The 22787-nt window shown below is 45.3% G+C and carries 18 protein-coding genes; 14 read left to right on the forward strand and 4 right to left on the reverse strand.

All coding sequences use genetic code 11. The features are described from left to right. Positions 1-75: 75 nt before the first annotated feature. Entirely contained in the window at positions 76-3282 is a 3207-nt protein-coding gene (locus CHA6605_RS18170) for a patatin-like protein (RefSeq protein ID WP_015160864.1), read from the reverse strand. 382 nt (positions 3283-3664) lie between these two features. Here CHA6605_RS18170 and ispG point away from each other — a divergent pair, with 382 nt between their 5' ends. Further along, the gene (gene ispG / locus CHA6605_RS18175) at positions 3665-4885 is read left to right on the forward strand and encodes a (E)-4-hydroxy-3-methylbut-2-enyl-diphosphate synthase (protein ID WP_015160865.1); all 1221 of its coding nucleotides are present in this window, start codon (positions 3665-3667) and stop codon (positions 4883-4885) included. 259 nt (positions 4886-5144) lie between these two features. Then, positions 5145-6434 carry a carboxyl-terminal processing protease CtpC gene (gene ctpC / locus CHA6605_RS18180; RefSeq protein ID WP_015160866.1) on the forward strand — a complete coding sequence of 430 codons (1290 nt, stop codon included), beginning with the start codon at positions 5145-5147 and terminating at the stop codon, positions 6432-6434. Positions 6435-6676: 242 nt separating this feature from the next. Here the strand turns inward: ctpC and CHA6605_RS18185 are convergent, their stop codons facing one another. Continuing rightward, positions 6677-7177 carry a GNAT family N-acetyltransferase gene (locus tag CHA6605_RS18185; RefSeq protein WP_015160867.1) on the reverse strand — a complete coding sequence of 167 codons (501 nt, stop codon included), beginning with the start codon at positions 7175-7177 and terminating at the stop codon, positions 6677-6679. Between the two features lie 994 nt (positions 7178-8171). On the opposite strand from CHA6605_RS18185, the gene CHA6605_RS18190 reads away from it, so the two are divergent. After that, positions 8172-9155: a glycoside hydrolase family protein gene (locus tag CHA6605_RS18190; protein WP_015160868.1), complete on the forward strand. Its 984-nt coding sequence runs from the start codon at positions 8172-8174 to the stop codon at positions 9153-9155. Positions 9156-9226: 71 nt separating this feature from the next. Here CHA6605_RS18190 and CHA6605_RS18195 read toward each other — a convergent pair whose 3' ends face one another. Further along, on the reverse strand, positions 9227-10267 hold the full coding sequence (locus tag CHA6605_RS18195; RefSeq protein ID WP_015160869.1) for a class I fructose-bisphosphate aldolase: 1041 nt from the start codon (positions 10265-10267) through the stop codon (positions 9227-9229). A gap of 299 nt (positions 10268-10566) precedes the next feature. Between CHA6605_RS18195 and CHA6605_RS18200 the strand changes: the two genes are divergently transcribed. From CHA6605_RS18200 to CHA6605_RS18230, 7 genes are all read left to right on the forward strand, one after another. Next, positions 10567-10992 (forward strand): hypothetical protein, encoded by a 426-nt coding sequence (locus tag CHA6605_RS18200; protein WP_015160870.1) that lies wholly within the window; start codon positions 10567-10569, stop codon positions 10990-10992. Positions 10993-11058: 66 nt separating this feature from the next. Continuing rightward, complete coding sequence (locus CHA6605_RS18205) at positions 11059-11394, forward strand: hypothetical protein (RefSeq protein ID WP_041548245.1); 336 nt, start codon at positions 11059-11061, stop codon at positions 11392-11394. Positions 11395-11462: 68 nt separating this feature from the next. After that, complete coding sequence (locus CHA6605_RS31795; protein WP_086936243.1) at positions 11463-12593, forward strand: M23 family metallopeptidase; 1131 nt, start codon at positions 11463-11465, stop codon at positions 12591-12593. A gap of 96 nt (positions 12594-12689) precedes the next feature. After that, on the forward strand, positions 12690-13562 hold the full coding sequence (lipA, locus tag CHA6605_RS18215; protein ID WP_015160872.1) for a lipoyl synthase: 873 nt from the start codon (positions 12690-12692) through the stop codon (positions 13560-13562). Between the two features lie 203 nt (positions 13563-13765). Further along, positions 13766-14677: an NAD(P)H-dependent glycerol-3-phosphate dehydrogenase gene (locus tag CHA6605_RS18220; protein ID WP_015160873.1), complete on the forward strand. Its 912-nt coding sequence runs from the start codon at positions 13766-13768 to the stop codon at positions 14675-14677. Between the two features lie 91 nt (positions 14678-14768). Beyond that, positions 14769-16178 carry a GTP-binding protein gene (locus tag CHA6605_RS18225; RefSeq protein WP_015160874.1) on the forward strand — a complete coding sequence of 470 codons (1410 nt, stop codon included), beginning with the start codon at positions 14769-14771 and terminating at the stop codon, positions 16176-16178. 181 nt (positions 16179-16359) lie between these two features. Further along, on the forward strand, positions 16360-16812 hold the full coding sequence (locus tag CHA6605_RS18230) for an SRPBCC family protein (protein WP_015160875.1): 453 nt from the start codon (positions 16360-16362) through the stop codon (positions 16810-16812). 39 nt (positions 16813-16851) lie between these two features. Here CHA6605_RS18230 and CHA6605_RS18235 read toward each other — a convergent pair whose 3' ends face one another. After that, a complete protein-coding gene (locus tag CHA6605_RS18235) occupies positions 16852-18144 on the reverse strand; it encodes a hypothetical protein (RefSeq protein ID WP_015160876.1) in 1293 nt (430 codons plus the stop codon). 320 nt (positions 18145-18464) lie between these two features. Here CHA6605_RS18235 and CHA6605_RS18240 point away from each other — a divergent pair, with 320 nt between their 5' ends. The 4 genes from CHA6605_RS18240 (at position 18465) to CHA6605_RS35140 (ending at position 22462) form a co-directional block, all read left to right on the forward strand. Then, complete coding sequence (locus CHA6605_RS18240; protein ID WP_015160877.1) at positions 18465-19250, forward strand: alpha/beta fold hydrolase; 786 nt, start codon at positions 18465-18467, stop codon at positions 19248-19250. Positions 19251-19570: 320 nt separating this feature from the next. After that, positions 19571-21208: a Mur ligase family protein gene (locus tag CHA6605_RS18245; protein ID WP_015160878.1), complete on the forward strand. Its 1638-nt coding sequence runs from the start codon at positions 19571-19573 to the stop codon at positions 21206-21208. A gap of 9 nt (positions 21209-21217) precedes the next feature. Next, a complete protein-coding gene (locus tag CHA6605_RS34330) occupies positions 21218-21388 on the forward strand; it encodes a hypothetical protein (RefSeq protein ID WP_157260031.1) in 171 nt (56 codons plus the stop codon). A gap of 186 nt (positions 21389-21574) precedes the next feature. Further along, positions 21575-22462: a hypothetical protein gene (locus tag CHA6605_RS35140; RefSeq protein WP_015160879.1), complete on the forward strand. Its 888-nt coding sequence runs from the start codon at positions 21575-21577 to the stop codon at positions 22460-22462. Positions 22463-22787: the final 325 nt, after the last annotated feature.

Consider the following 22787-nt stretch of genomic DNA (forward strand, 5'->3'; position numbering starts at 1 on the left):
ACAGGTTAACCTGCACGGGTGCCTCTCATCTAGGTAACCACAGTTGTAGCTAGCTCGTAAGATCTACTCCATAACTCAAGATTCTCGCGATTGTGGTAAAAACCAACTACTCCTATTGCCAGTCAACCGTTTGAGGCGCATAGTTTGTAAAAACCAGCAAGTAATCGCCCCTGGTAATGATAATAGCAACCACAGCGGCGATAATAAAAAGGCTAAAATTATGCCGCAAATTGCAGTTATCAACCCGACAAACTGTAGTAGAATAATTCTGGGTCGTCTGTGAACCGTACCTAGTTTGATACTACCGCCTTGCAACCACCAATAAATTGATTGCAAACTCCCATCGAGCCAATGATAGAGAGGATGACGGATAGTTTGGGTACGAGACGAAGATCTAAATATTTTGACTAATAGATTTCGTAGAAATAATACGATTTTGGTACATAAACTAATCAATGTTGCCAAAGGCATATTCTCCCACAGTTTATCTACACCAATGCGATATTGATAGCGAAAGAAATGCTGTTGTTGTGTGGCTAAATTGGCGAGAGATTGTTGAATAATTCGGACAATCGTATTGGGATTAGATGTTGGTAATGATGAAACAGTGTTATTGAGATCGATCTTATCTAAAATCCAATTTTCGGTCGCGGTGGGGCTGTTTCCACCAGGCGATCTCCACCACCCAGTTTGTTCGTCCATCCCTTCGATGACTGAGTGAACATCGCTAGTGAGAATTTCATGCTGTCCAGCGAGCACGAGATCTGCTAAAACTTGCCGAAGTTCGGCTCGTTCGATTTTTAGTGCTGGCTGAGCTAAATATTCCAGATGGCTGACGATCTTTTGACGTTCGGCTCCGGATAAGTGAGGGAGCGATTCACTAACTAGCCAGTCAATATACTGAGTGGGAGTACAATTAGTTTTGGTAGATTCTCGTCGAACGAAACCAGCAAAGGCCGTTACGGATTTTGGTGTAATCGTACCTTCTAAAATTCGATTTAAACCATCCAAACGTCCCCAGAGTAGGTCGTTAGATCGCCAGGATTTTTTAAAAAAACCACCGATATTATAAAGTTTATCGCCACCTAGTTTTTCTTTGGTATTTTTACCGCTACCGATACCTAATTGGGCAGTATCTGGACTGATACAGATGGGACTGATAATTTCTTTTTCAGTTAAATTGGTCAAATATTCAAATGGATATAATTCTCGATCGATAAATTCAAAAGTATGCCATTGTTTGAGCAACAGATCGGCATATCGATCGCCCAATTTAGAGATTGTCACTTCTGCTGCGAGTGAAATTTGTTTTAAGATACTCGGAAAGCTTTGATTGCGATCGTTATCGTATGCTAATTGTCGATCCATCCATATTAATGGGTGCAGATCGCTACTTTGCCCGATTCTACTAATACGTTGTTTGAATTGAGCGAAGACGCTGGAAATTCTCGCCTGAGATAACCAACGATCGCGTTGCCGACTATCACCAGAAAAATGGTTTTCTGCGGCTAATTCTGGTAAGTCTAACCAAAAATAAACTGGAATAGTTTCTAGATGCGAGCCTGAAGCATCATTGGGTACGAAGGTGTGAAATCTAGTACCATCTAATAAGAATCTATGCAACCTAAAGAGCAATTCGTAAACTAAAGCGCGCAGTCGTCGATCGTTTGATTCTTGAGCGATTAAATAATAAAAGTAGTTACACACAGAGCTGTCGCTCAGTAATAGCTCGATACTAGCTCGCACTACTTCTAACAATTTAATGTTGCAGCCAAGTTGTTTGGATAAATACTGAAGTCTCAGTCGATCGTTTTCATCAATTTCACTATTTAATAGATTATTAATAGTCTCGATTAAATAAAAATGCTGTCTGATACTATATTCGACATCTAAATCGATGACTTGAGACTCAAATCGATCGAGTAACTTATAATAGTTGTGTCGATCTTGGCCGCTAGTAAATTTGCTAGTCAATACTCGATCGATCTTATCGAGAATGACAGAATATTGGCTGTTTTGGGCGTTTAGATCTGCTTGAAGCAGGAGCGGTAAATTGCGATCGCGAAAATCAAACAATCTACCTCTAAGATAAATTTGAGATTGAGTGCGATCGGTACTTTCTAATATTTGTTGTGAGTCTAACGCACTTTCAACTCGATCGATCGAAGCGTGATAGCGACGAACTTTATGATTGTGTTCGTGAATTGTTTGCAGGTCGTTAGTAATACTTTGATGGATCGGAATCGACAAAGCTGCCGCTTGCAAAATTTGCCCCATCCGATTTTGTTTTTTTCCGGTAACTTGCAGTCGATCGTTTAATTGTTCGGGATTGGGATCGATGTAAAATAATTTTCTTTGACCGCACCGATTTGGCAATCGATAGTATGCTGCTTTCATCAAGCAAGTTAGCGGCGTACTATCGAGTAAGCCACCATCTAAAAAGTATAATTTGTCGCTACGAGTGGAAATATCTGGCGTGTAATGCTTGGCTAATTTTCCCCAAGTTATTAACTGACGATCGACTAAATTGTGGCGATTGTGCAACTCTACTTCTACTAACGGAAAAATAACTGGAGTTCCCGCCGTAATTTGACATAATTTGACTAAAGCTTGATAAGTATCCTTAGACGAGCGCGGTAATTCTGGATCCTGATAATAAGGATTGAACGGCTCCTTCCGCCCTTTACGATGTTTGAGTCGAAACATGGCGCGATGATTTTTTGCCCTAAAATCGAGCGAACCCTCAGTGAAAGTTCGATCGACTTTACCTAAATAATCTGTACCAGCAATCGCTAAATCTAACTCTTGCGTAGGTGAGAACCATTCTTGCGGCGATCGTGGTAGCTTGTGTTCGATTCCTTTGATAAGAGTTGCGAGCAACCCCCGTTGATAAAAACTTTCGTTAGGAGAGTTCGATTCGTCTACATGCGCTTTAAAGAGATTCGGCTTTTGGAGGATCTTCAGGAGTTCGCCACTACTACGCCAAATGCGGGCAAAGGCACTAAAATCTACCACTTCTCGATCGTTGCTATTGGCGATCGCATAAGCCAATAAAATTCCATTAATGCCGCCTGCCGAACTGCCAGAAATGATATCGACTACTAGATCGGAGTCAGTCAATGCCTTCACTAATTTATAAATGCCACGACCGCGCACTGCATGATAAAATTCCTGACACACACCATGTGTATAGATTGCCAAAGACACACCACCATAGACCACCAACCCTAACTGCATTTCCCGCAAAAACTTTGGCTGATAATAGCTACGTTGATTAGACATGATTGCAGGTAAAAAGCAACAAATGAGCGAATTCGGGGGCAAAAGCGGGGTGTGTTCAAGCCCATCGGATGGCTTAGAGTCTAAGACCTTCATTACTAGAGATCCAAAAAATCTCCAGACGATCGTCTCCCATTTTAACAGGGTCTGTAGCGATTAGTAGTAGATAGAGCTGATGCTTGTACCAATCATTCTCATAAGATTAAAAGTTTTCACGGTTGCCAAAAGCACTACAATAAGGTAACTTTATCCAGATTGTCAATTGCTGACAAGATCTTAAAACACTTCGCACGCAAACAGCCAGCTCGATCGCCTACTAAAATGACCAAATTGTGGCAAGCTGAAGATGAGATAATCGTATTCACATCCTCACCGTTGTTTCTCTATGCAGACCCTGCCAGTAGCCGATCGGTTCGCTTATAGTAATTTAGGTACAGACACCACGATTCATCGCCGTAAAACCCGGCCTGTAGCCATTGGCAGCGTTATTATCGGTGGAAACAATCCAGTGGTCGTTCAGTCGATGATCAATGAAGATACCTTAGATATCGATGGGGCGGTGGCTGGAATTCGCCGTCTCCACGAGATCGGCTGTGAAATTGTCCGCGTGACAGTACCGAGTATGGCTCATGCCAGAGCTTTGGCCGAAATCAAACAAAAACTGATCGATACATATCAAATCGTCCCCCTCGTGGCTGACGTCCATCACAATGGCATGAAAATTGCCCTCGAAGTTGCCAAACATGTAGATAAAGTCCGCATCAACCCTGGATTGTACGTCTTTGAAAAGCCCAAGCCCGATCGCACGGAATATACCCCTACTGAATTTGCCGAAATTGGCGAGCAAATTCGCGACATGCTCGAACCATTAGTCGTCTCTTTACGCAACCAGAATAAAGCGATGCGGATTGGCGTCAATCACGGTTCTCTCGCCGAACGGATGTTATTCACTTACGGCGATACTCCCGAAGGCATGGTTGAATCAGCCTTAGAGTGCATCCGCATCTGTCAATCATTTGATTTTCACAACCTCGTCGTCTCGATGAAGGCATCCCGCGTCCCCGTGATGCTTGCCGCTTACCGACTCCTGGCACAACGGATGGACAAAGCTGGCATGGATTACCCGATTCACTTAGGCGTCACCGAAGCTGGCGATGGCGAGTACGGACGGATCAAATCTACGGCTGGCATCGCCACCCTCTTAGCCGAAGGCATCGGCGATACGCTGCGAGTATCGCTCACTGAAGCTCCCGAAAAAGAAATACCCGTGTGCTACAGCATTCTCCAATCGCTGGGGCTACGGAAGACAATGGTAGAGTACGTAGCTTGCCCATCTTGCGGTCGAACATTATTCAACCTCGAAGAAGTCCTCCATCAAGTGCGCGAAGCTACCAAGCACCTGACGGGACTAGACATCGCCGTGATGGGGTGCATCGTCAATGGCCCTGGCGAAATGGCTGATGCCGACTACGGTTATGTCGGCAAAACACCAGGCTACATCTCCCTTTATCGCGGTCGAGATGAGATCGAGCGCGTCCCCGAAGCCGAAGGCGTCGCCAAATTAATTGCCCTGATTAAGGCCGACGATCGTTGGGTAGATCCATAATGGTGGATAGGTGGATGGGTAGATGGGTAATGTAGTTTGTTTCCCCTCTTCCCTTCCCCCTTCCCCCTTTTCCCTAAAGCCTAAAGCCTAAAGCCTAACCCTGCCAATCCCGATCGAGATAGAGGTAGGTGGCGATCGTGCTAACATCGAAGTATTACGATAAGTTCGCCGATCGCACTTGACATTTTGTCAAATGTGCTAACTTAGGTATAGTTCGACAGCATTCACTTTTCCTTTCCTGTTAATCTCAGACAGAATCATGAAGATCGAAAAACACGGGTTAGTCATTGGTGCCACCACATTAGTACTCACAGCAGTAGCCGTTACTGGTGCGGGGCTTCATCTTCCCAGAGGTGTTGCCTTCTTCAAAAACAGCCCCAAGGAACTGCTAGACGAGGTGTGGCAGGTTGTCGATAAACAATACGTCGATGCCACCTTCAATCAAAAAGACTGGCGAGCGATTCGCACTCAGTACGTAGTTAAAGGTAACTATAAGAGTAAAGAAGAGGTTTATAAAGCAGCACGGTCGATGCTCAAAAATCTCAACGATCCATATACCCGCTTTATGGACCCTAAAGAATTTAGAGATCTGCAAGTCGAAACATCCGGGCAATTAATCGGTGTAGGGATTCAACTGAGCCAAAACGAGAAAACCAAAAGACTCGAAGTAATCGCCCCGATCGAAGATACATCGGCATCTAAAGCGGGAATCCTATCCAAGGATATCATCACGAAGATCGATGGTAAAAGTACCGTTGGTATGGACGTGAATAAAGCAGTACAACTCATTCGCGGCAAAGAAGGCACTACCGTCAAACTTACGATCCTCCGCGACAATCGTCAAACCCTCGAATTTAATTTACTCCGCCAACAAATCGAGATTCATCCCGTCGAAGCTAAATACCGTCCGAAAGAACTCAACGGCATCGGTTACATCCGACTCAAACAATTTAGTGCCAACGCATCAACTGAAATGGGTGCGGCGATTCAAAAACTTGAAAGCCAAGGTGCTAAGGGCTACGTGTTAGACCTTAGATCGAATCCTGGTGGCTTGCTATATGGTGCGATCGATATCGCCCGGATGTGGCTGGACGATGGCAAAATCGTTTCTACCGTCAACCGTAGGGGTACAGACGATATCAGTGTGGCCAATAATACCGCGATTACCAAAAAACCGTTAGTAGTACTAGTCGATGGTGGTTCGGCGAGCGCGAGTGAAATCCTCTCTGGCGCACTGCAAGATAACAAGCGCGCTCAATTAGTTGGCGTGAAGACCTTCGGTAAAGGTTTGGTGCAATCCGTTCGCCCCTTGTCCGAAGGTGCCGGAATGGCAGTCACGATCGCTAAATACTTTACTCCTAGCGGCAAAGATATCAACCGTGCCGGAATTAAACCAGACGTAGAAGTTAAACTCAGCAAGACACAAATCCAAGCCTTAGTCAAAGATCGGGCCAAGGTAGCGACTGTTGCCGACCCTCAGTACGCTAAAGCCTTGCAAGTTTTACAAGTCGAGATCGCACGTAATGGTAGTTCAGCCCAAAAAAAGTAGTAGGTAGTTTACCGACGGATATCACAGATGCCGCCTGTAAACCCAATACGAATCTTGAAGATTGCCAGCTCGAGCGAGCGGTCACTACTACAACCAATCGTTATCTATCTAAGGCACTATATTATTTGTGGTTTACTACTAATAATAGTGAGTGAGTTAGCCAGAGCTAGACTTGAAACACAAACCCGACTTCTTAGAGAAGTCGGGTTTATAGTCTGATTTGTTAGTTGCCAATATTCGCTTTAAAGATCTCGCATCATCGAAATCGATCGAGGTTGATAGCCTAATTGCTGATATAAATCTAGTGCGGGTTGATTATTGGTAAATACTTGCAGCCCGATTTGAGTATAGCCTTCGGCTTTAGCCCAAGTTTGGGCGTGTTCTAATAGAGCGCGCCCGATGCCTTGGCGACGATAGGTAGGATTGACATACACCAGAAAAATATTCGGATGGCGAATACCACTAACCTGATCGATAGCCAATCCCAGCCACAAACAGGCAATCTTCACAGAACCATGTGGCGCGGGCGTAGTCACAAACCACAATGGTGTTTGACTATTGAAATATCGCTCTACTGTAGATTGTAAATGCTGATAATCTTGCTGCTGGGGGTACAACTCTCTGTAAGTAGTTTGGAGAAATTCTAACAGGGTTGCCATATCGCGAGCATAGCTTCTCCCGTTGAGCATTGGCTCGCTGGCGATTAACTTGTACTCAGTCAGGTGAGGGGGTAAATCCGGCATTATGCGGGTATGTGGATGTCCGATTGCAGCATTTAGCTGCTGGTTTGGCAAACAATGTAGGGTGTTTAACTCGATTCGAGCGACTGCAATTCTAGATTAGGAAGATAATTGACACCGACATAGTCGAGCGAGCGAGCGAAGGCTAGATTGGCGGTTGCGCTCTTGCCAGCGCATTGCCGATCCGGCAAGCTCGATCGGCAAATTGCCAAGGCTATTTGTTTACCTTAACATAGAGCGATCTCGGTTAGATAATTCAAGTGCAAGTTAGTAATCCGGATGGTGTTAACCGATCTTACCAAGCTACTACAATTTTATTTAATGGAGGTTTATTCCTTCTAAAAAACTTTGCTAGCTCCTAACTACTCGATCCCCAAAATAATTTAATTTAAATCTATTTTTGGATCTCATTTCGATCGAATACTGTGATAAGTTGGGTATGCTAAATCATAACTCTACCTTTTCTGCCTACTGGAATAGCAATATAATATAGTACTTCCGATCTCTGGCTTAGTCCCCGCACAGATTTTAGCATCTGAGCCAGCATGTAATACTCTGAGTCAGCATGTAATACTTCACGTTTCTTGTCAGTAGCAAAGCATAGGCAATTCGGCAAAGCTGACGCTCGGTGTTGGCGAAACCCCACTCCTGACAAAGTAATGCGCACGACTTAGTTCGATTTTTCAGCCTCAAGCTTCGATAAGTATAAATACTTGTTCGCGGAGCGTCTCCAAGGGAGAATCGCGTCGCGATTGCCGGAATGACATGTGGCTAAATGGTAGTCAATATTACCAAAATAAATTTCACGCTCGGATGAAACTTATTTAGCCAAAATCATTCATTGTTCCTAAGTGAATAATTAAGCAATCCGATCTCGATAAAATTGCTACGCTGTTTTCTCGCAGTCTGAAAATTTTGGCTCTCTTCGCTGAAATTTTAACTGTGATGGTTTTGTCTGGAATTAATTATCCCATCTTGAATATTGACTTGGTAGAAAATGCTCACCCTCGCTCCAGAATTTAGCTATCCCACGCTACAACACCCCGATCGCCATGTTTGGGACTTTTGGTATCATTACGATGCAGATACAGAGATTTTTCATCTCTTTTATTTAAATGCCGATCGATCGTTAGTCGCAACCGACAAGCATCATTTCAGCTCTCAAGTAGGTTACGCAACTACCAAGGATTTTTTGACGATCGATTGGGCGAGCGATCGGGTATTGGGTGCAGATCCGCATGGGTGGGACGATACATCGATTTGGAGTGGGGATATCATCAAAATTGACGGTGGGTATTTGATGTTTTATACATCCAGAAATCAAGCCACAGATGATGGGATGACTCAAAATATTGGTGTCGCCTTTACTCATCACATTCAGAGTTTCGATCGGTGGTTTCGGATTCCAAGTATTCGGATTAAACCCGATGCTCCATACGAATTGCACCACGTACCAGAAGATCTGACAATTCATGCTTGGCGCGATCCATTTTTATTCCGCCATGAAGAACAGATTTATATGTTGCTATCGGCGAAAGATCCGGATCGAGCATTAGGTAAAAAAGGTGCTGTCGCCCTGCTCAAAGCTAAAAATAATAACTTTGAAGATTGGGAATACCTACCAGCGATCTGTCACCCTGGCTTTTATGCTGAGATGGAAGTGCCTCAGCTATATAAATCGGCAGCGGATGAGTATACATTGGTCTACAGTACTTGGGCTAAGTATGATTTTGCGCCGACAACTCAACAAAGTGGTGGCTTGCAGGGTCTTTCCTCCTCATCCTTATTTAACTTCCCCTCAGTAGCTCCTAAAGTGTTTTTACCAGAAACCGCCAACCTATATGCTTGTAGAATTATTCCCGAACTAGACGGGGAAATTGTCGGCTTCGACATTACTACTGGCGGCATCCGGCGCAGTGGCGTGCGGACTGGCTTGCAGCATGTCGATCGGGACTTTAGTGGTTACTCGATCGAGATGTAAAGGGTAGAGGATAGTAAATAGTGGACGCAAGTGTCCTGTCGTTCTTAGTTACCACATCCACCCATATACCCTTACACCATCGACATCTCGCGCTCCATCTCTGGCATATATTGCCCCATGCTGGCGGCGGCGTTAAGTTTGGCTCGTTGATAGAGCCGCCGTTGGGCTTCGGGAATATTGGCGTCATCGCCGTGCCAGTGGTCGAGGGCGGGTTGTTGGATGGCGCGGGCATAGGAAAAGGTCACTGCCCAAGGGCACTCAGAGCCATACTGAGTATGAATGGCATTTAGATGTGCTGTGGCACGTTCGTTGCTTTGTCCGCCAGAGAGAAAGGCAATCCCAGGCACGGAGGTAGGAACATTATCTCGCAGACAGCGCACCGTCATTTGGGCGACTAGATCGACAGACGCTTGTTCCGAACAGCTTTCGCCCGATAGCACCATACTGGGTTTGAGAATCATTTTGTCCAATTCCACCCGATTCAAGCGCAATTGTGCGAACACGACTTGGAGAGTGCGATCGGTCACTTCGTAACAACGTTCGATCGAGTGGTCGCCATCAATGAGCACTTCAGGTTCGACGATCGGAACTAAGCCACCTTCTTGACAAAGTGCGGCATATCGTGCTAATGCGTGCGCGTTAACTATTAGACAAGTATCGCTAGGAATACTGGCATCAATGGCGATGACAGCGCGCCACTTGGCAAAACGGGCACCCATTTGATAGTATTCGGCAATGCGTTCTCGCAAGCCGTCTAAACCTTCGGTGACTTTTTCGCCGGGACAGCCAGGAAGATCTTTGGCTCCGAGATCGAGTTTGATTCCAGGAATCATGCCAGCGGCTTCGAGCATTTTGACCAGGGGAACGCCAGCTTGAGATGATTGTCGGATCGTCTCATCATACAAAATTGCCCCGCTGATATAATCGGCTAAATTTGGCGTGCCAATAATTAGTTCCCGATAGGTGCGGCGACGTTCGATTGTCACTGGAATGCCGAGTTTCTCGAACCTTTTGGCGCAGGTACCATTGCTTTCATCCATGGCTAACAGACCTTTACCCGGTGCGACCATGGCGCGCGCGGTAGCGATTAATTCTCGATCGTATGTACCCATAGGTCGATCCTCATGACAAACGGCGATAGTAATAGTCTAATAATTTCGCGCTGAAAATGGGATGGCTCGATCGGTGGTTGACAAATGCGTCATTTAGTTTTTGGATCGATCGTGACGATACCTACGAAGAATCCATGCGGATGATAAACTAAGTTATTCTAAAATTGGATCTCGTCAGCATCGCCTTTCCCGTGCCGATCGAGACTTTACTGGTTGCCACTACCACTCCACTCGCATTTAGACTTCGCAGGCATCCTTTTAGGGAAAGATAATTCTCAATTCTCAATTAACTTTGACCTGTGAACGCCGCTCAACAAGCTACCGATATCACCCTTACCAGTAAAATCGCCTCTGCCGTCAGTCTGTTTCGGAGTGAGTTTCCCGATGCCAAGGTAGATCTAAAACCATGGGCTGAGGATATCGATACTCAAGAGTTAGTCGATCCAGATTCGATCGATTTTAGCTTTCATTTTCCCGGTTGGAGTCGGCGGTGGCAAAGTCGGAGTATTTTAGTCCAGATTCGGTTTAACGACGATCGCCAGCAAGTGGATTCTACCCGTAATTTTATCGGGTTAGAAATTGCTGGATTCGATTATCGTGGCAAACAATGGCGATTATCGACTGTCAGCGATTGGCAATTTGAAGGCGAGATTCAACCACAACCAGAAATAGCGGACAAATTAAAACAATTTTGTCGGCAAATTTTTGAGCTATTTAGCTTGTAAATATACATCGCGATTCATGGTGACTGGATTTGAGCCGATCGATCCCGAAATATATCTATCTGAACTTTGCTATGGTTGATTGCGATCGTGGGGATTGCGATCGCGATTTCCGTCAAAATTGCCATCCCGATCGGTCGAGTCGGCGCGCGATTCAGTATTATCGATCTTTCCAAATACAGAAATCGTGGTTCGAGTGATTTTTTTGATGAATTTACTATCGCGAAAGTTTCTTTACAGGAGACTTTTTTCGTGCTAGCGATTGTAGAGCGTGCAGATCGATCGCGATCTTGGCTGGATTCTGGCTGCATTCGCACGCCAGAAGCTAGATTGAGGCAGTCGAAGATTGACTGCCTTGAAGATTATAAAAAAAATATAAATTTGGGCTATATCTTGATATACTGAACGAATTCTGGCTTCAAGTTAAATTTGTCAATTTCAACTTTTACCCCGTACTAATTTTCACTGCATCTATGCGTATAAACAAATCTCTGAGATTTTTAATGATTGCGGGTACCTTTTTAGGTGCTGACACTACACTTGCACGGAATTCGGATTCAACCGTACAAGATTTAGTAACAAACAACACATTAAAAACTCAATTATTGGGTACAAATCGGATTGATAATCCCAATCCGGCAGATATTCTAGCTCCGCAAACAGAACAGGATATTAGCAAAAATACTGAGGCAAATAGCTTTTCTAGCGATCGCGTCAACGCTGTCGCTACTGCTGCTGGAGCTACTAGCTCGACGACTGCCTCTCAATCGCAAGCTGCTGACTTAGCAATCGATGACGATACTAGTGAAGCTGCTGCCAAACATTTCGCCCAGAGAGAGGCATCTGGTACTCAGCAAAAGTCAACCAGTGTTTTTGCTAGCGATGTATCGAATCTCGGACAGCATAATTGGATTAGTTCGGTACCAACTGACGCACCAATAGAAGCTTCAGTCGTAATTCCCGTGCCACCACCACGCACCCAAATAATTAAGGTCCAACCTGTAACGCGCTTACCTCGCGTCATCAAATCGAACTACATCCCCAGTGTTAGTAAGATACCCACAATCCGCCCCACAAGCACTCAGACAACATTCTACCCGCCAACAGCCTATGTCAATAATGGTGAAACCGAAGCACCCACAGAATTAATCTATCCATTAATGAATCCCGCGCGGACTACTTCTCGCTTTGGCTGGCGGACGCATCCTCTGACTGGAACTCGTCGTTTTCATTCGGGAATTGATATTGGCGCGCCATCTGGTACGCCAGTAGTTGCAACCGCCACGGGTACAGTGGTCTCAGCAGGTTGGAATGGTGGCTATGGTAAAGCGATCGTCATTCAGCATAACGACACCTTGCAGACTCTGTACGGTCATCTTTCCGAGATTGCCGTCCAACCAGGACAACAAATTATTCAAGGTACGGTCATCGGTTTAGTCGGCAGTACTGGTAACTCTACTGGGCCGCACTTACATTTTGAAACCCGTACTCCTGGTGCTAATGGTTGGGTAGCTGTAGATCCCACTCAAGATATTCAGTATGCTATCGACAATCTGCGTCGATCGATGCCATATGCTGGCAAAGATACCCGACAAGGGCTTTAGGTTGTGGGTTTTAGGCTTTAGGCTTTGGGTAAATGCACATCTACTATGTTCGCGAAATGCTAGAATAGTAGGCTCGTGAATACCTTTTCCATAGTTATGACAGTTAAGCCAGAATGGTTGCGTGTAAAAGCACCGCAGTGGGAACGAGTAGGTAATGTCAAAGAGATCCTTCGTGACTTACAACTCAACACTGTATGTGAAGAAGCCTCTTGCCCGAATATTGGTGAGTGCTTTAGTGCGGGAACGGCGACATTTCTGATTATGGGGCCAGCATGTACTCGTGCTTGTCCTTACTGTGATATCGATTTTGAGAAAAAACCTCAAGCATTAGATCCGACCGAACCATTGCGGTTAGCAGAAGCTGTCAAACGGCTCAATCTCAAGCATGTCGTAATCACATCGGTGAATCGAGATGACTTAGCAGACGGGGGTGCGGGTCAATTTGAATCCTGTATTCAGGCTGTACGCGCCCTTTCACCCCACACGACGATCGAAGTACTCATTCCAGACCTCTGCGCCAATTGGCAAGCCTTAGAGACGATTTTAGACGCCGCTCCAGAAGTCCTCAATCACAACACCGAAACCATTCCCCGCTTGTATCGCCGGGTCAGACCCCAGGGCGATTATCAACGCTCCTTAGAAGTTTTAGCTCGATCGCGAGCGCATCGTCCCAAAGTTTATACTAAATCAGGCATTATGGTCGGTTTGGGCGAAACGGATGAAGAAGTTCGCCAGACCATGCGAGATTTACGATCGGCAGATTGCGATATCATCACGATCGGGCAATATCTCCAACCCTCAGCCAAACACCTTGGTGTCGCCGAATTTATCACTCCCGCCCAGTTCGATGCGTGGCGAGTATATGGCGAAGAAATTGGTTTTCTTCAGGTGGTTTCGACACCTTTGACGCGTAGTTCTTATCATGCGGAAGAGGTTCAGAAGCTGATGGTGAAATACCCACGGGGGTAATTAATAATCGATCGGTTTTAATGTTAATTGCAGCTCTATTTTTAGTCCGCCTACGCGGACTCTTCAACAGTAGCAGCGGTTTGCGGATGCAATCACGCGGAGGTTCCCGACCCATGTTTTGCACCAAGCAAGTGCGACAAGACATAACCGCTGTCTAATTGTCTAGCCGAACCGTATTGGAACGACTCTCCACTCACCACTCTATGAACGATCGAATTATAATTATCGGTGCAGGTGCATGGGGTGATGCCTTAAGTAAATTGACGCAAATTAATGGTTGCGAGCCGATAATTTGGTCGCGGAGTTGTGGGCGAGTATTAGCAGAAATGGTAACAGATTGCGTGGCGATTATTTCGGCAGTTTCGATGTCGGGAGTACCTGCAATTATCGAGCGATTGCGTGACTCGATCGCACCACATCAAATTATCGTCACGGCAACTAAAGGTTTAGACGCGCGCACTAATTTGACACCCGCCCAACTTTGGCATCAAGCTTTTCCAAATAATCCGATCGTAGTCTTATCGGGGCCAAATTTATCTCTAGAAATTCAACAAGGATTGCCTGCGGCAACAGTCGTTGCTAGTCAGAGTGCTGATGCAGCCAATACCATTCAAGAGATATTTTCTTCGCCTAAATTTAGAGTTTATACTAATGACGATCCGATCGGCGTAGAACTAGGCGGTACGATCAAAAATGTCATCGCGATCGCAGCGGGAACTTGCGATGGTTTGAAATTAGGTAATAATGCCAAGTCTGCACTATTAACGCGCGGCTTGGCAGAGATTATTCGGATCGGTCAATATTGGGGTGGTAAAACCGAAACATTTTATGGACTATCGGGTTTGGGCGATCTATTGACGACGTGTAATAGTCCTTTGAGTCGCAATTATCAGGTTGGTTATGGTTTAGCTCAAGGTCGAACTCTGACTGAAGTTTTAGCCAATCTTCAGGGAACAGCCGAAGGAGTGAATACGACTAAAGTATTAATTCAGATTGCCGATCGCAATCAAATTTATATGCCGATTACTGTATTAGTCGATCGATTATTGCAAGGGCAGATTACCGCACCAGAAGCGATCGTTGCGTTAATGTCCCGCGATCGAAAATCAGAATAGTAAGTTAGGCTTTAGGTATTAGGCTTTAGGCTTTAGGGATTTGGTTTAACGTAAGGGATTGAAAATCTGCTTATTTATAGTTTAAAGTTAAATGATGAATCAGTTTCCAGAAGATTCTGTAAATCTCACAGATACGATCGCCGAGTTTAATACAATTCAGGCGGAGCGAAATTATCAACAGGCTCAGGATACTTTGCGGCGAATTTTGGTAGAGCTAGATCTGACTCAGCGAGAAAGATTTGGATTGGAGTCAGAAATTGCCGAATTAAGCGATATGCTGCGCAAATTAGATCGCGCGGTGTTTCAAGTCGCGGCATTTGGAATGGTAGGACGCGGTAAATCTTCGCTATTAAATGCTTTAATCGGACAAACAGTTTTTGAGGCTGGTGTGTTGCATGGCGTTACTAAGGAACGCCAGCAGGTAGTTTGGGAAGTTGATAATTGGCAAGATGAATTCGATTTAGATAAAGATACACCAGCGACGCTCCAAGAAGCGATCGAATTTATCGATACTCCCGGTATCGATGAAGTGGATGGTAACAAGCGACAACTACTTGCCTATGATATCGCCCGACAAGTAGATTTAATTTTATTTATTATTGCTGGCGATATTACCGAACTCGAACTACAAACACTCTCGCAACTCCGAACTGCGGGCAAACCGATGTTATTAGTATTTAATAAAGTCGATCTTTTTCCCGATCGCGATAAACTGGCAATATATGCCAAAATCCGCGACGAACGAGTGCGAGAAATTCTCAGTCCCAGTGAGATTATGCTAGTAGCCGCTGCGCCACAAGTCGTCCGCGCCGAGCCGCGCGCTGATGGTAGTATGGGCGTCAGCTATCATCCTGGTACCCCGCAAATCGCCGAACTCAAGTGGCGGATCGTCGAAATTCTCCAACGTGAGGGTAAATCTCTCGCCGCGCTTAATGCTATGCTAGCCGCCGATCGCATCCAAAAACAAGTCATCGATCGCAAAATGGATAGTCGCGACGAAGCTGCCAATGATATTATCTGGCAATCGGTGATGACTAAAGCGATCGCGGTTGCCATCAATCCGATTATCGCGGCGGATTTGATTGGCGGTGCAGCTATCGATATTGCGATGATTATCCGATTATCTAAATTTTACGGCATCTCGATGACTCGATCGGGTGCGCTGAAACTCCTTCAGAGCATTGCTATGGGCATGGGCGGCATTACAATTAGCGAATCGATCGCTAAATTAGGATTGAGCGGTATTAAGGGCTTAATGGGCATTTTTGCCCCCGCTACAGGCGGAATTACGATCGCACCATATACGGCTATCGCCCTCACACAAGCGGGAATTGCTGGAGTCTCTACTTATGCCATCGGACAAGTTACCAAAACTTACCTCGCAAATGGTGCTTCCTGGGGTGAGGATAGCCCTAAATCCGTCATCGCCCGAATTCTTGCTACCATTGATGAACACTCGATCGTCGATCGAATTAAACAAGAATTAGGCTTTAGGCTTTAGGCTTTAGGCTTTAGGCTTTAGGCTTTAGGCTTTAGGCTTTAGGTGTAGGCTTTAGGCTTTAGGCTTTAGGTTTTGAAATAACTGCGTTCTTTTCTCCCAGTCTCCCCCTCTCCCCCTCTGTCTTGTCTTGACGCACACAACCGGGAGGGAGCCGATCCCCCTCTCCCCGTCCCCATAATCAATGCCGATTTTTGAACAGTCGATTCAGATTAAAGCAAGTGCCACAGCCGTAGATAAATGTATTACAGACTTAGAATTGATGCAGCGATGGCTCAATCCCCTACTCAAGTGCGAACCGATGGGAGTATGGGGAACTAGTGTCGGTAGTAAAAGTAGATTTACGATTCAGATTCCAGTTATTAAACCGACGCTAAAAAATACCGTTCTTGCTAGAGAACCTGGATTAATTGTGTGGGGATTTGATGGCTTTTTTAAAGGTAAAGATCGGTGGGAATGCCAACCGAACGAGCGCGGTACGCGATTGATTAATAGTTTTGAATTTAACATTCCCAATCGCACAATTGCGTGGGGGTTTGACAAATTTGCGGCTAAATGGACAAAAGCAGATATGGAAGCACAGCTACGACGATTGAAATTAGTTGCTGAAGAATTACATCAAAGCTTTGATGATTAAAAACTAAATAAATTTTGATTTTCAAAAGTGATAAAAGTATTATTCTCTAATTCCACCAAGAGATTGCAGAAAATTAAGAGAAGATGCATCCATTTTGCCAAAATGAATTGCCCCAGCGACATTCCAAGTTTCTAGAGATTTGACCAGCCATGGTACGCCCTTACACTTAGAAGACTCATAATGGTTGAATAAAATTGACAACCTACTTTCTAACAAAGGTTTTACCTTTTGACAAATCAAGACAACCTTGAGGAGCAAGCCAGTTGTGAATACAGTTCCTAAATTATTAATCATATCCACAAACACGAAATGTTGCGGCTTGCTATGACTTTCTATAACTAGATGGTTGAGAACGTGAGTGCAAGTTCTCAGTAAGCCAATTTCATCGAGTGGTTGATAATCGCGATCGGGTGAAATGTTATAAATAGCTTTGTACAAGCGATCGTTAAAGCTCCGTCGGCCATAACTGCTATCGACACCAGAAACTATATAATCGTATAAGTCTCCCTTAAATGTTTTAATAATCGGCTGCATCTCAAGCTGAGACACAAAACCGCGAGATAAATCTCTATAAGTAGCATCACCTTCAGCTTTTCCGGCAAATTGCCCGAATGCCAAACCTAATTCCTTGGTAGACAACAAAGTCGGATTGGACACAGCGGGTAAATTATTTGCAGCCTCTCTACCTAATTGAGCCTTGATCCGCGATCGTCTGACTTGATAAGTTAGATAGTGAGAAAGATTGGTTTCTTGTTCCTGACGTAAATTGCGTTGGACTCTTTTAATCGTCTCGACATTTTCAAATGTGCGTTCTTCTGAGACAAGAGTATGTTCGTATAAGTAAGGGTAGCGCGAAATTAATGTTCCCAATTGTTTTTCGCCGATCGTATCTTTGGCAGAACTCTCGCCATTAAGAACGGCATTTAACCGCCTGAGCTTGGGATAGTCATCGCTTTGCAAATATACCTGAAGCAATTGACGCAACCGCCGCACGGTGCGCGAATAAGTCATCCGCACATCATGGAGATTGTCGAGCATATTAACCAAACTGGTGATGTTAGGATGCCCAGATGGCTGCATTTGCCAGTGATTGACGAGAATATAGCAACAACGGTTGATAATTAAGGGAAAATTTTGTTCGGCAGTTTTTTCAAATGCTAGACTTTCGATCGCCGACCAAATCCGGCTATCTACATAATTAACACCCTCGATAAATAAACTCCGAAATCTTTCGAGTACGTTAGATGGTGACTCAGTTCTAACTATATATATAAAATGTTCGTAAATAATTTGCTCCAGACCACTACCAACTTTTTTGCCAACTGCAAACATATTAAATCTCCATAGTTATTTCTAGTGAATAATTACCGCAAGTCACTTCTGGCGATCGGGGCTATGCCAATAACCGCAAGCTGCTTGCAAGGAGAGTATAGGCTGCAATAATAAACATGGGATTTTAATCGGGGTAAATGGGGGTGTAACTGTAAACTTACCCCCGATTTTACTGATAGATCGACATAGTGAGTGTGAGATCGATCGCTTCTAACTTACCCACCTTCGTAACCCAATCTGTCATCGCGCCCAAAAATTCCGCTAGATGTCGGTACCGATCGATGATAATTTAAGCTGAAGAAGAACCAACAGTGCGTGTAATGGCTCAAGTGCAATCCAACACCGTCCAATTAAACACCGTCCGACTGGGTAATAACGGTCATCCCCTCGTCATGCTCCACGGTTGGGGACAAAATCTCCAATCTTTGCAACCGATGGGAGAATTACTCGCGACAAAATCCCAAGTACATATTATCGATTTACCTGGGTTTGGAAAGTCGCCGCCACCGCCCGAAGATTGGGATACCGCGAACTATGCCGATCGAATTTACCAGTATTTAGAAGAAAGCGGCATCGAATCCGCCGATATGTTGGGACATTCTTTTGGCGGGAGAGTCTCGATTCGGCTCGCACACAAATACCCCCAAAAAGTGCGATCGATTACACTTGTCAATGCTGGTGGATTGCAGCGTCAGCGCACGCTCCAGCAATCTATGCGCAGTCAGTGGGTGCGGAATATGCGTAATGCTTTCAAAATCTCTCCCCTCTATCGCGACGCACTGCTAACTTGGCACACGCAGAAGTACGGTTCTCGCGATTATCTCAATGCTGGGGCGATGCGCGGTACCCTCGTTAAAACCGTCAGTGAAGATCTCACGGAACTCGCCAAACAAATCTCCGTCCCCGTCTTGCTACTTTGGGGCGAAGCGGATACAGAAACTCCCGTGGAAATGGGACATCGCTACCACAGTCTGTTTGCTAATTCCGAATTAATTACAATTCCCAACCGCGATCATTTCATGTTTCAAGCCGAAGGCTCTCATCTTTGCTCTTATTATGTAGAGAAATTTCTGGCTCAGTTATCTAGCAAAGAGTTGTCAAAATGATTACGCTCATTCTACTTGTTATCATTCCCATTGGCGCGCTGTTATTGATTGCCTTGCTCAACTCTAAATCTGATTAGGTAAGCGTAGTCGCAAATTGTAGAAGTAGCAAATTGTAGGGTGGGCACTGCCCACCATCTGAGTTTCAGACAAATAACCGTGGGGTGGGTGGGTTTGAATGAAAGCTCTAGTCCAAACGGAATCTCTAGCATTGTCTTTTCGCGCTAACCCGTCGGGTTTCCCGACGTGGGCGAAGCCTCTCCCAATGAGTTACGCGCGCCGCAAACCCGCCCCTACAGATCCTTGTCACCATCACAACATCAATGCTTACCCTCATCTGCCTTACCATTATCTCGGCTGCTACGATCCTGTTCTTCACCCGTCGGGGATTGAGATACTTGCGTTATTTTCAGCAAGAAGAATACAATGGCACTCGCTTTAAGGCTTGGTTCCTCGAAAAACGCACTTTTGATACTAAAGGCACTCTCATTGCCCTTATAGCAGCCGCTCTGAGTCTATTTGCGACTGGGGGGGATATGTTTGTTTGCGTGGCAATTTGTGCAGGTGCCGCAGCTACTCTAGTATTCCTCGGTTTTCAAGAAGAAGATCCGCGCAAGGTGGGCAAGATTAAACTGAATATGACCGATCGCGCGACAGCCATTTACAATCTTGCGCTAGCTTTATACTCGATCGCAACGCTCCTTATCGTTACAGGTACTTATTTCTTAGGAGCTGGAGATAGTATTTACATCTACTGGTTTATCGCGATCGCGCTCATCCAATCTTCACCGATTTGGATTGTAATCGCCAATGCCATGCTCTGGCCGAACGAATATAAAAAACAACAAGCTTTCCGGCAAGAAGCTAAAGACATCCTTGCCGACTACCAGCCCTACACGATCGGGATTACTGGCAGTTATGGTAAAACCAGTACTAAAGCCATCTTAGGCAGTATTTTAGAAGCGATTGAGCCGACATTTTGGACGCCGGGAAGTATCAATACCGAAATGGGCATCACCCGCCAGATTCGCGAACAGCTCAAACCCCAACAGCAAATCGCCATCATCGAAATGGGCGCGTACCAAATTGGATCGATCGCCAAATTGTGCCGTTTTACGCCACCCAAAGCCGGATTGGTAACTGCTGTGGGTGTAATGCACCTCGAACGCTTCGGCGGTGCAGAAAATATTTATAAAGCTAAATGCGAACTCGCTCAGGCGATTCCTACCGATGGTTTACTCGTTTGTAATGGCGATAATCCTGGCGCGCGGAAGATGGCTGAGGAATATCCCAAAGCAACTACGCTCCTCTACGGATTAGAACCCGAACTCGGACACCTCGACTGCTGGATGTCAGATATTCAAGCTGGTATGGATGGCACCACCTTTAATATCCATTGGCAAGGTAAAGAATATCCAGGGTTCACCAAGTTACTAGGCGCGCCGATGCTCTCCAATCTCGTCGGCTCGTTTACGATGGCTTGCGCGTTGGGTAAAGATCCCGATTATGTCATCGCCGCCATTCACAATCTCGAACCTGCCAATAACCGTCTCAACCTTCGCAAAAATGGCGACGGGTTCATTCTCGATGACTCTTACAACTCTAACCCGATCGGGTTTGCCTCAGCTCTAGAAGTGCTCGAAGCCCTCGAAGGCGGACGCAAAATCTTGATGACGCCAGGAATGGTAGAACTCGGCGAGATTCAAGCTGCTGAGAACCGCCAGGTGGCTCTTAAGGCTGCCTCGATCTGCGATTTGGCACTGGTAATCGGCGATACGAATAAAGATGCCCTCAAAGCCGGATTGCTCGAAGGCGGTTTGGCTCCCGATAAGTTGATGGAATTTGCCGATCGCGATCTCGCGCTGGCTTATCTAACTAGTCCCGAACACCGTCAGCCGAAGGATACGATTTTAATCGAGAACGATCTGCCCGATTTGTATGAGGCAATTTCGAGGTTTTAACTGCTAATTTTGCTGGTTCAGCTAAAAAATTACAGATGGATTGGGGTACTTAACTACGACAGAGTTGCTGCGCCTACACCATTGTTTTGCGATGCTTTGCGGCTGTGCGAAGCCGGAGACAATGGCTGTTTGACGATCGAGACAACAGAGCCAATCACCCCCGATCTCGACAATGCTTAAATTCCGAACCTTTGACAAGTATTTATTTAGAGATGTTAATTGGGTAAATTCATGGTATTTTATTTGAAAGTAATCAGCAATTTTGCTTAAAAAACTCACTTCACTCTGTCTCTCTAAGCATAAATGCTTAAAAAAGCACGATCGATTCACATTGCCTGACACAAAATTCTCCCCCCGATCTTAAAAATGAAATCCCTCAAATCGCTATGCCACAATGCTGGCTTGACCCTCGTGGGTGCATTAACATTGGCTGCTGCTTCGGCTGTTAGCCACAGTGAAAAAGCTGCTGCGATCGATCTGAAGTTTGACACTCCAGTCGGAACAGCAAACATCCCTGATATCCTTGGCCGAGGTCCTGGATTTAGCAGCAATGAAATCCGCTACACTAATGTGGCTCCAGGGGTTGATGCCAAGATTACCGCTACGGTGACTGGAACCAATTACTCCTTTCTAGGACATTACCCGAATTACTCTGCTAATACTGCCGAACCGAACGATGATGAGGCATTCAGATATCAAATTGCTACTAACCAAACTGGTCAGGGTCAAATGACCTACAAAATCGACCTCTTTAATAGTGGCGGCACTTTTACAACTGCTTTTCTTGCACCAGAGCTGAACTTTTTAATCTATGACGTAGATGGAGAAGCTATTCAAAATGAAGCTGTGCGAATCGCCAAAGGTACTGGCTTAGTCAGTTATCAAGTTGGTAGTTCGACTGCTGCATTGATTCCTACCGAAGATGCGACCAGCTATCTTTTTTCTGGACGGGGTGCAGACCAAGCTGAGAACAATACAAGCGGGGCTGCCATCTTTCGTTTTCAGAATGTGAACTCAGTCACGTTCCAATTTGAGGCAAATACAACAATACCGTTTGCTACTGCTCCTAATGTCGTGTTTAGTGCGCTCGACGGTGACTTGAGCTACATACCCTCATTCACTGGAACTTTCAATGCAGCGGTTGATACCAGTGCTACCGCAATTCCCGAACCCTTTACCATTATTGGCACCCTCATCGGTGGTACCGCAGCATTCCGCATGAGAAAGAACCTAAAAATTGGCAACAAAGCGTAACTTAGGGAATATTGAATCAATTGATATTTTACTCAGAGAGACATCGTAATTAATTGCGGTGTCTTTTTTGGTGTTGTTGGATGGTAGAGATTTCAGTAAGATCTAAATACGATCGTTCTATAGCTTACCGATCGATTCGATCGGAGTTGGTGGTGCGATGCGGAGATCTACCCACCCCGCCCTACGGGCACCCCTCCGAGGAGGGGATTTTTTAGAATAGCCCTGTGGGCTAATGTGCATAAAAAAGATTAGTTAGGAATAAGCTACTCCTAGTCTTCTCATCAAAGAGCATTTGCTCTAGCCATTCCCTTGGGGAATAGCTAAT

Origin of the sequence: Chamaesiphon minutus PCC 6605 (assembly GCF_000317145.1) — a bacterium.
GTDB classification, from domain to species: domain Bacteria; phylum Cyanobacteriota; class Cyanobacteriia; order Cyanobacteriales; family Chamaesiphonaceae; genus Chamaesiphon; species Chamaesiphon minutus.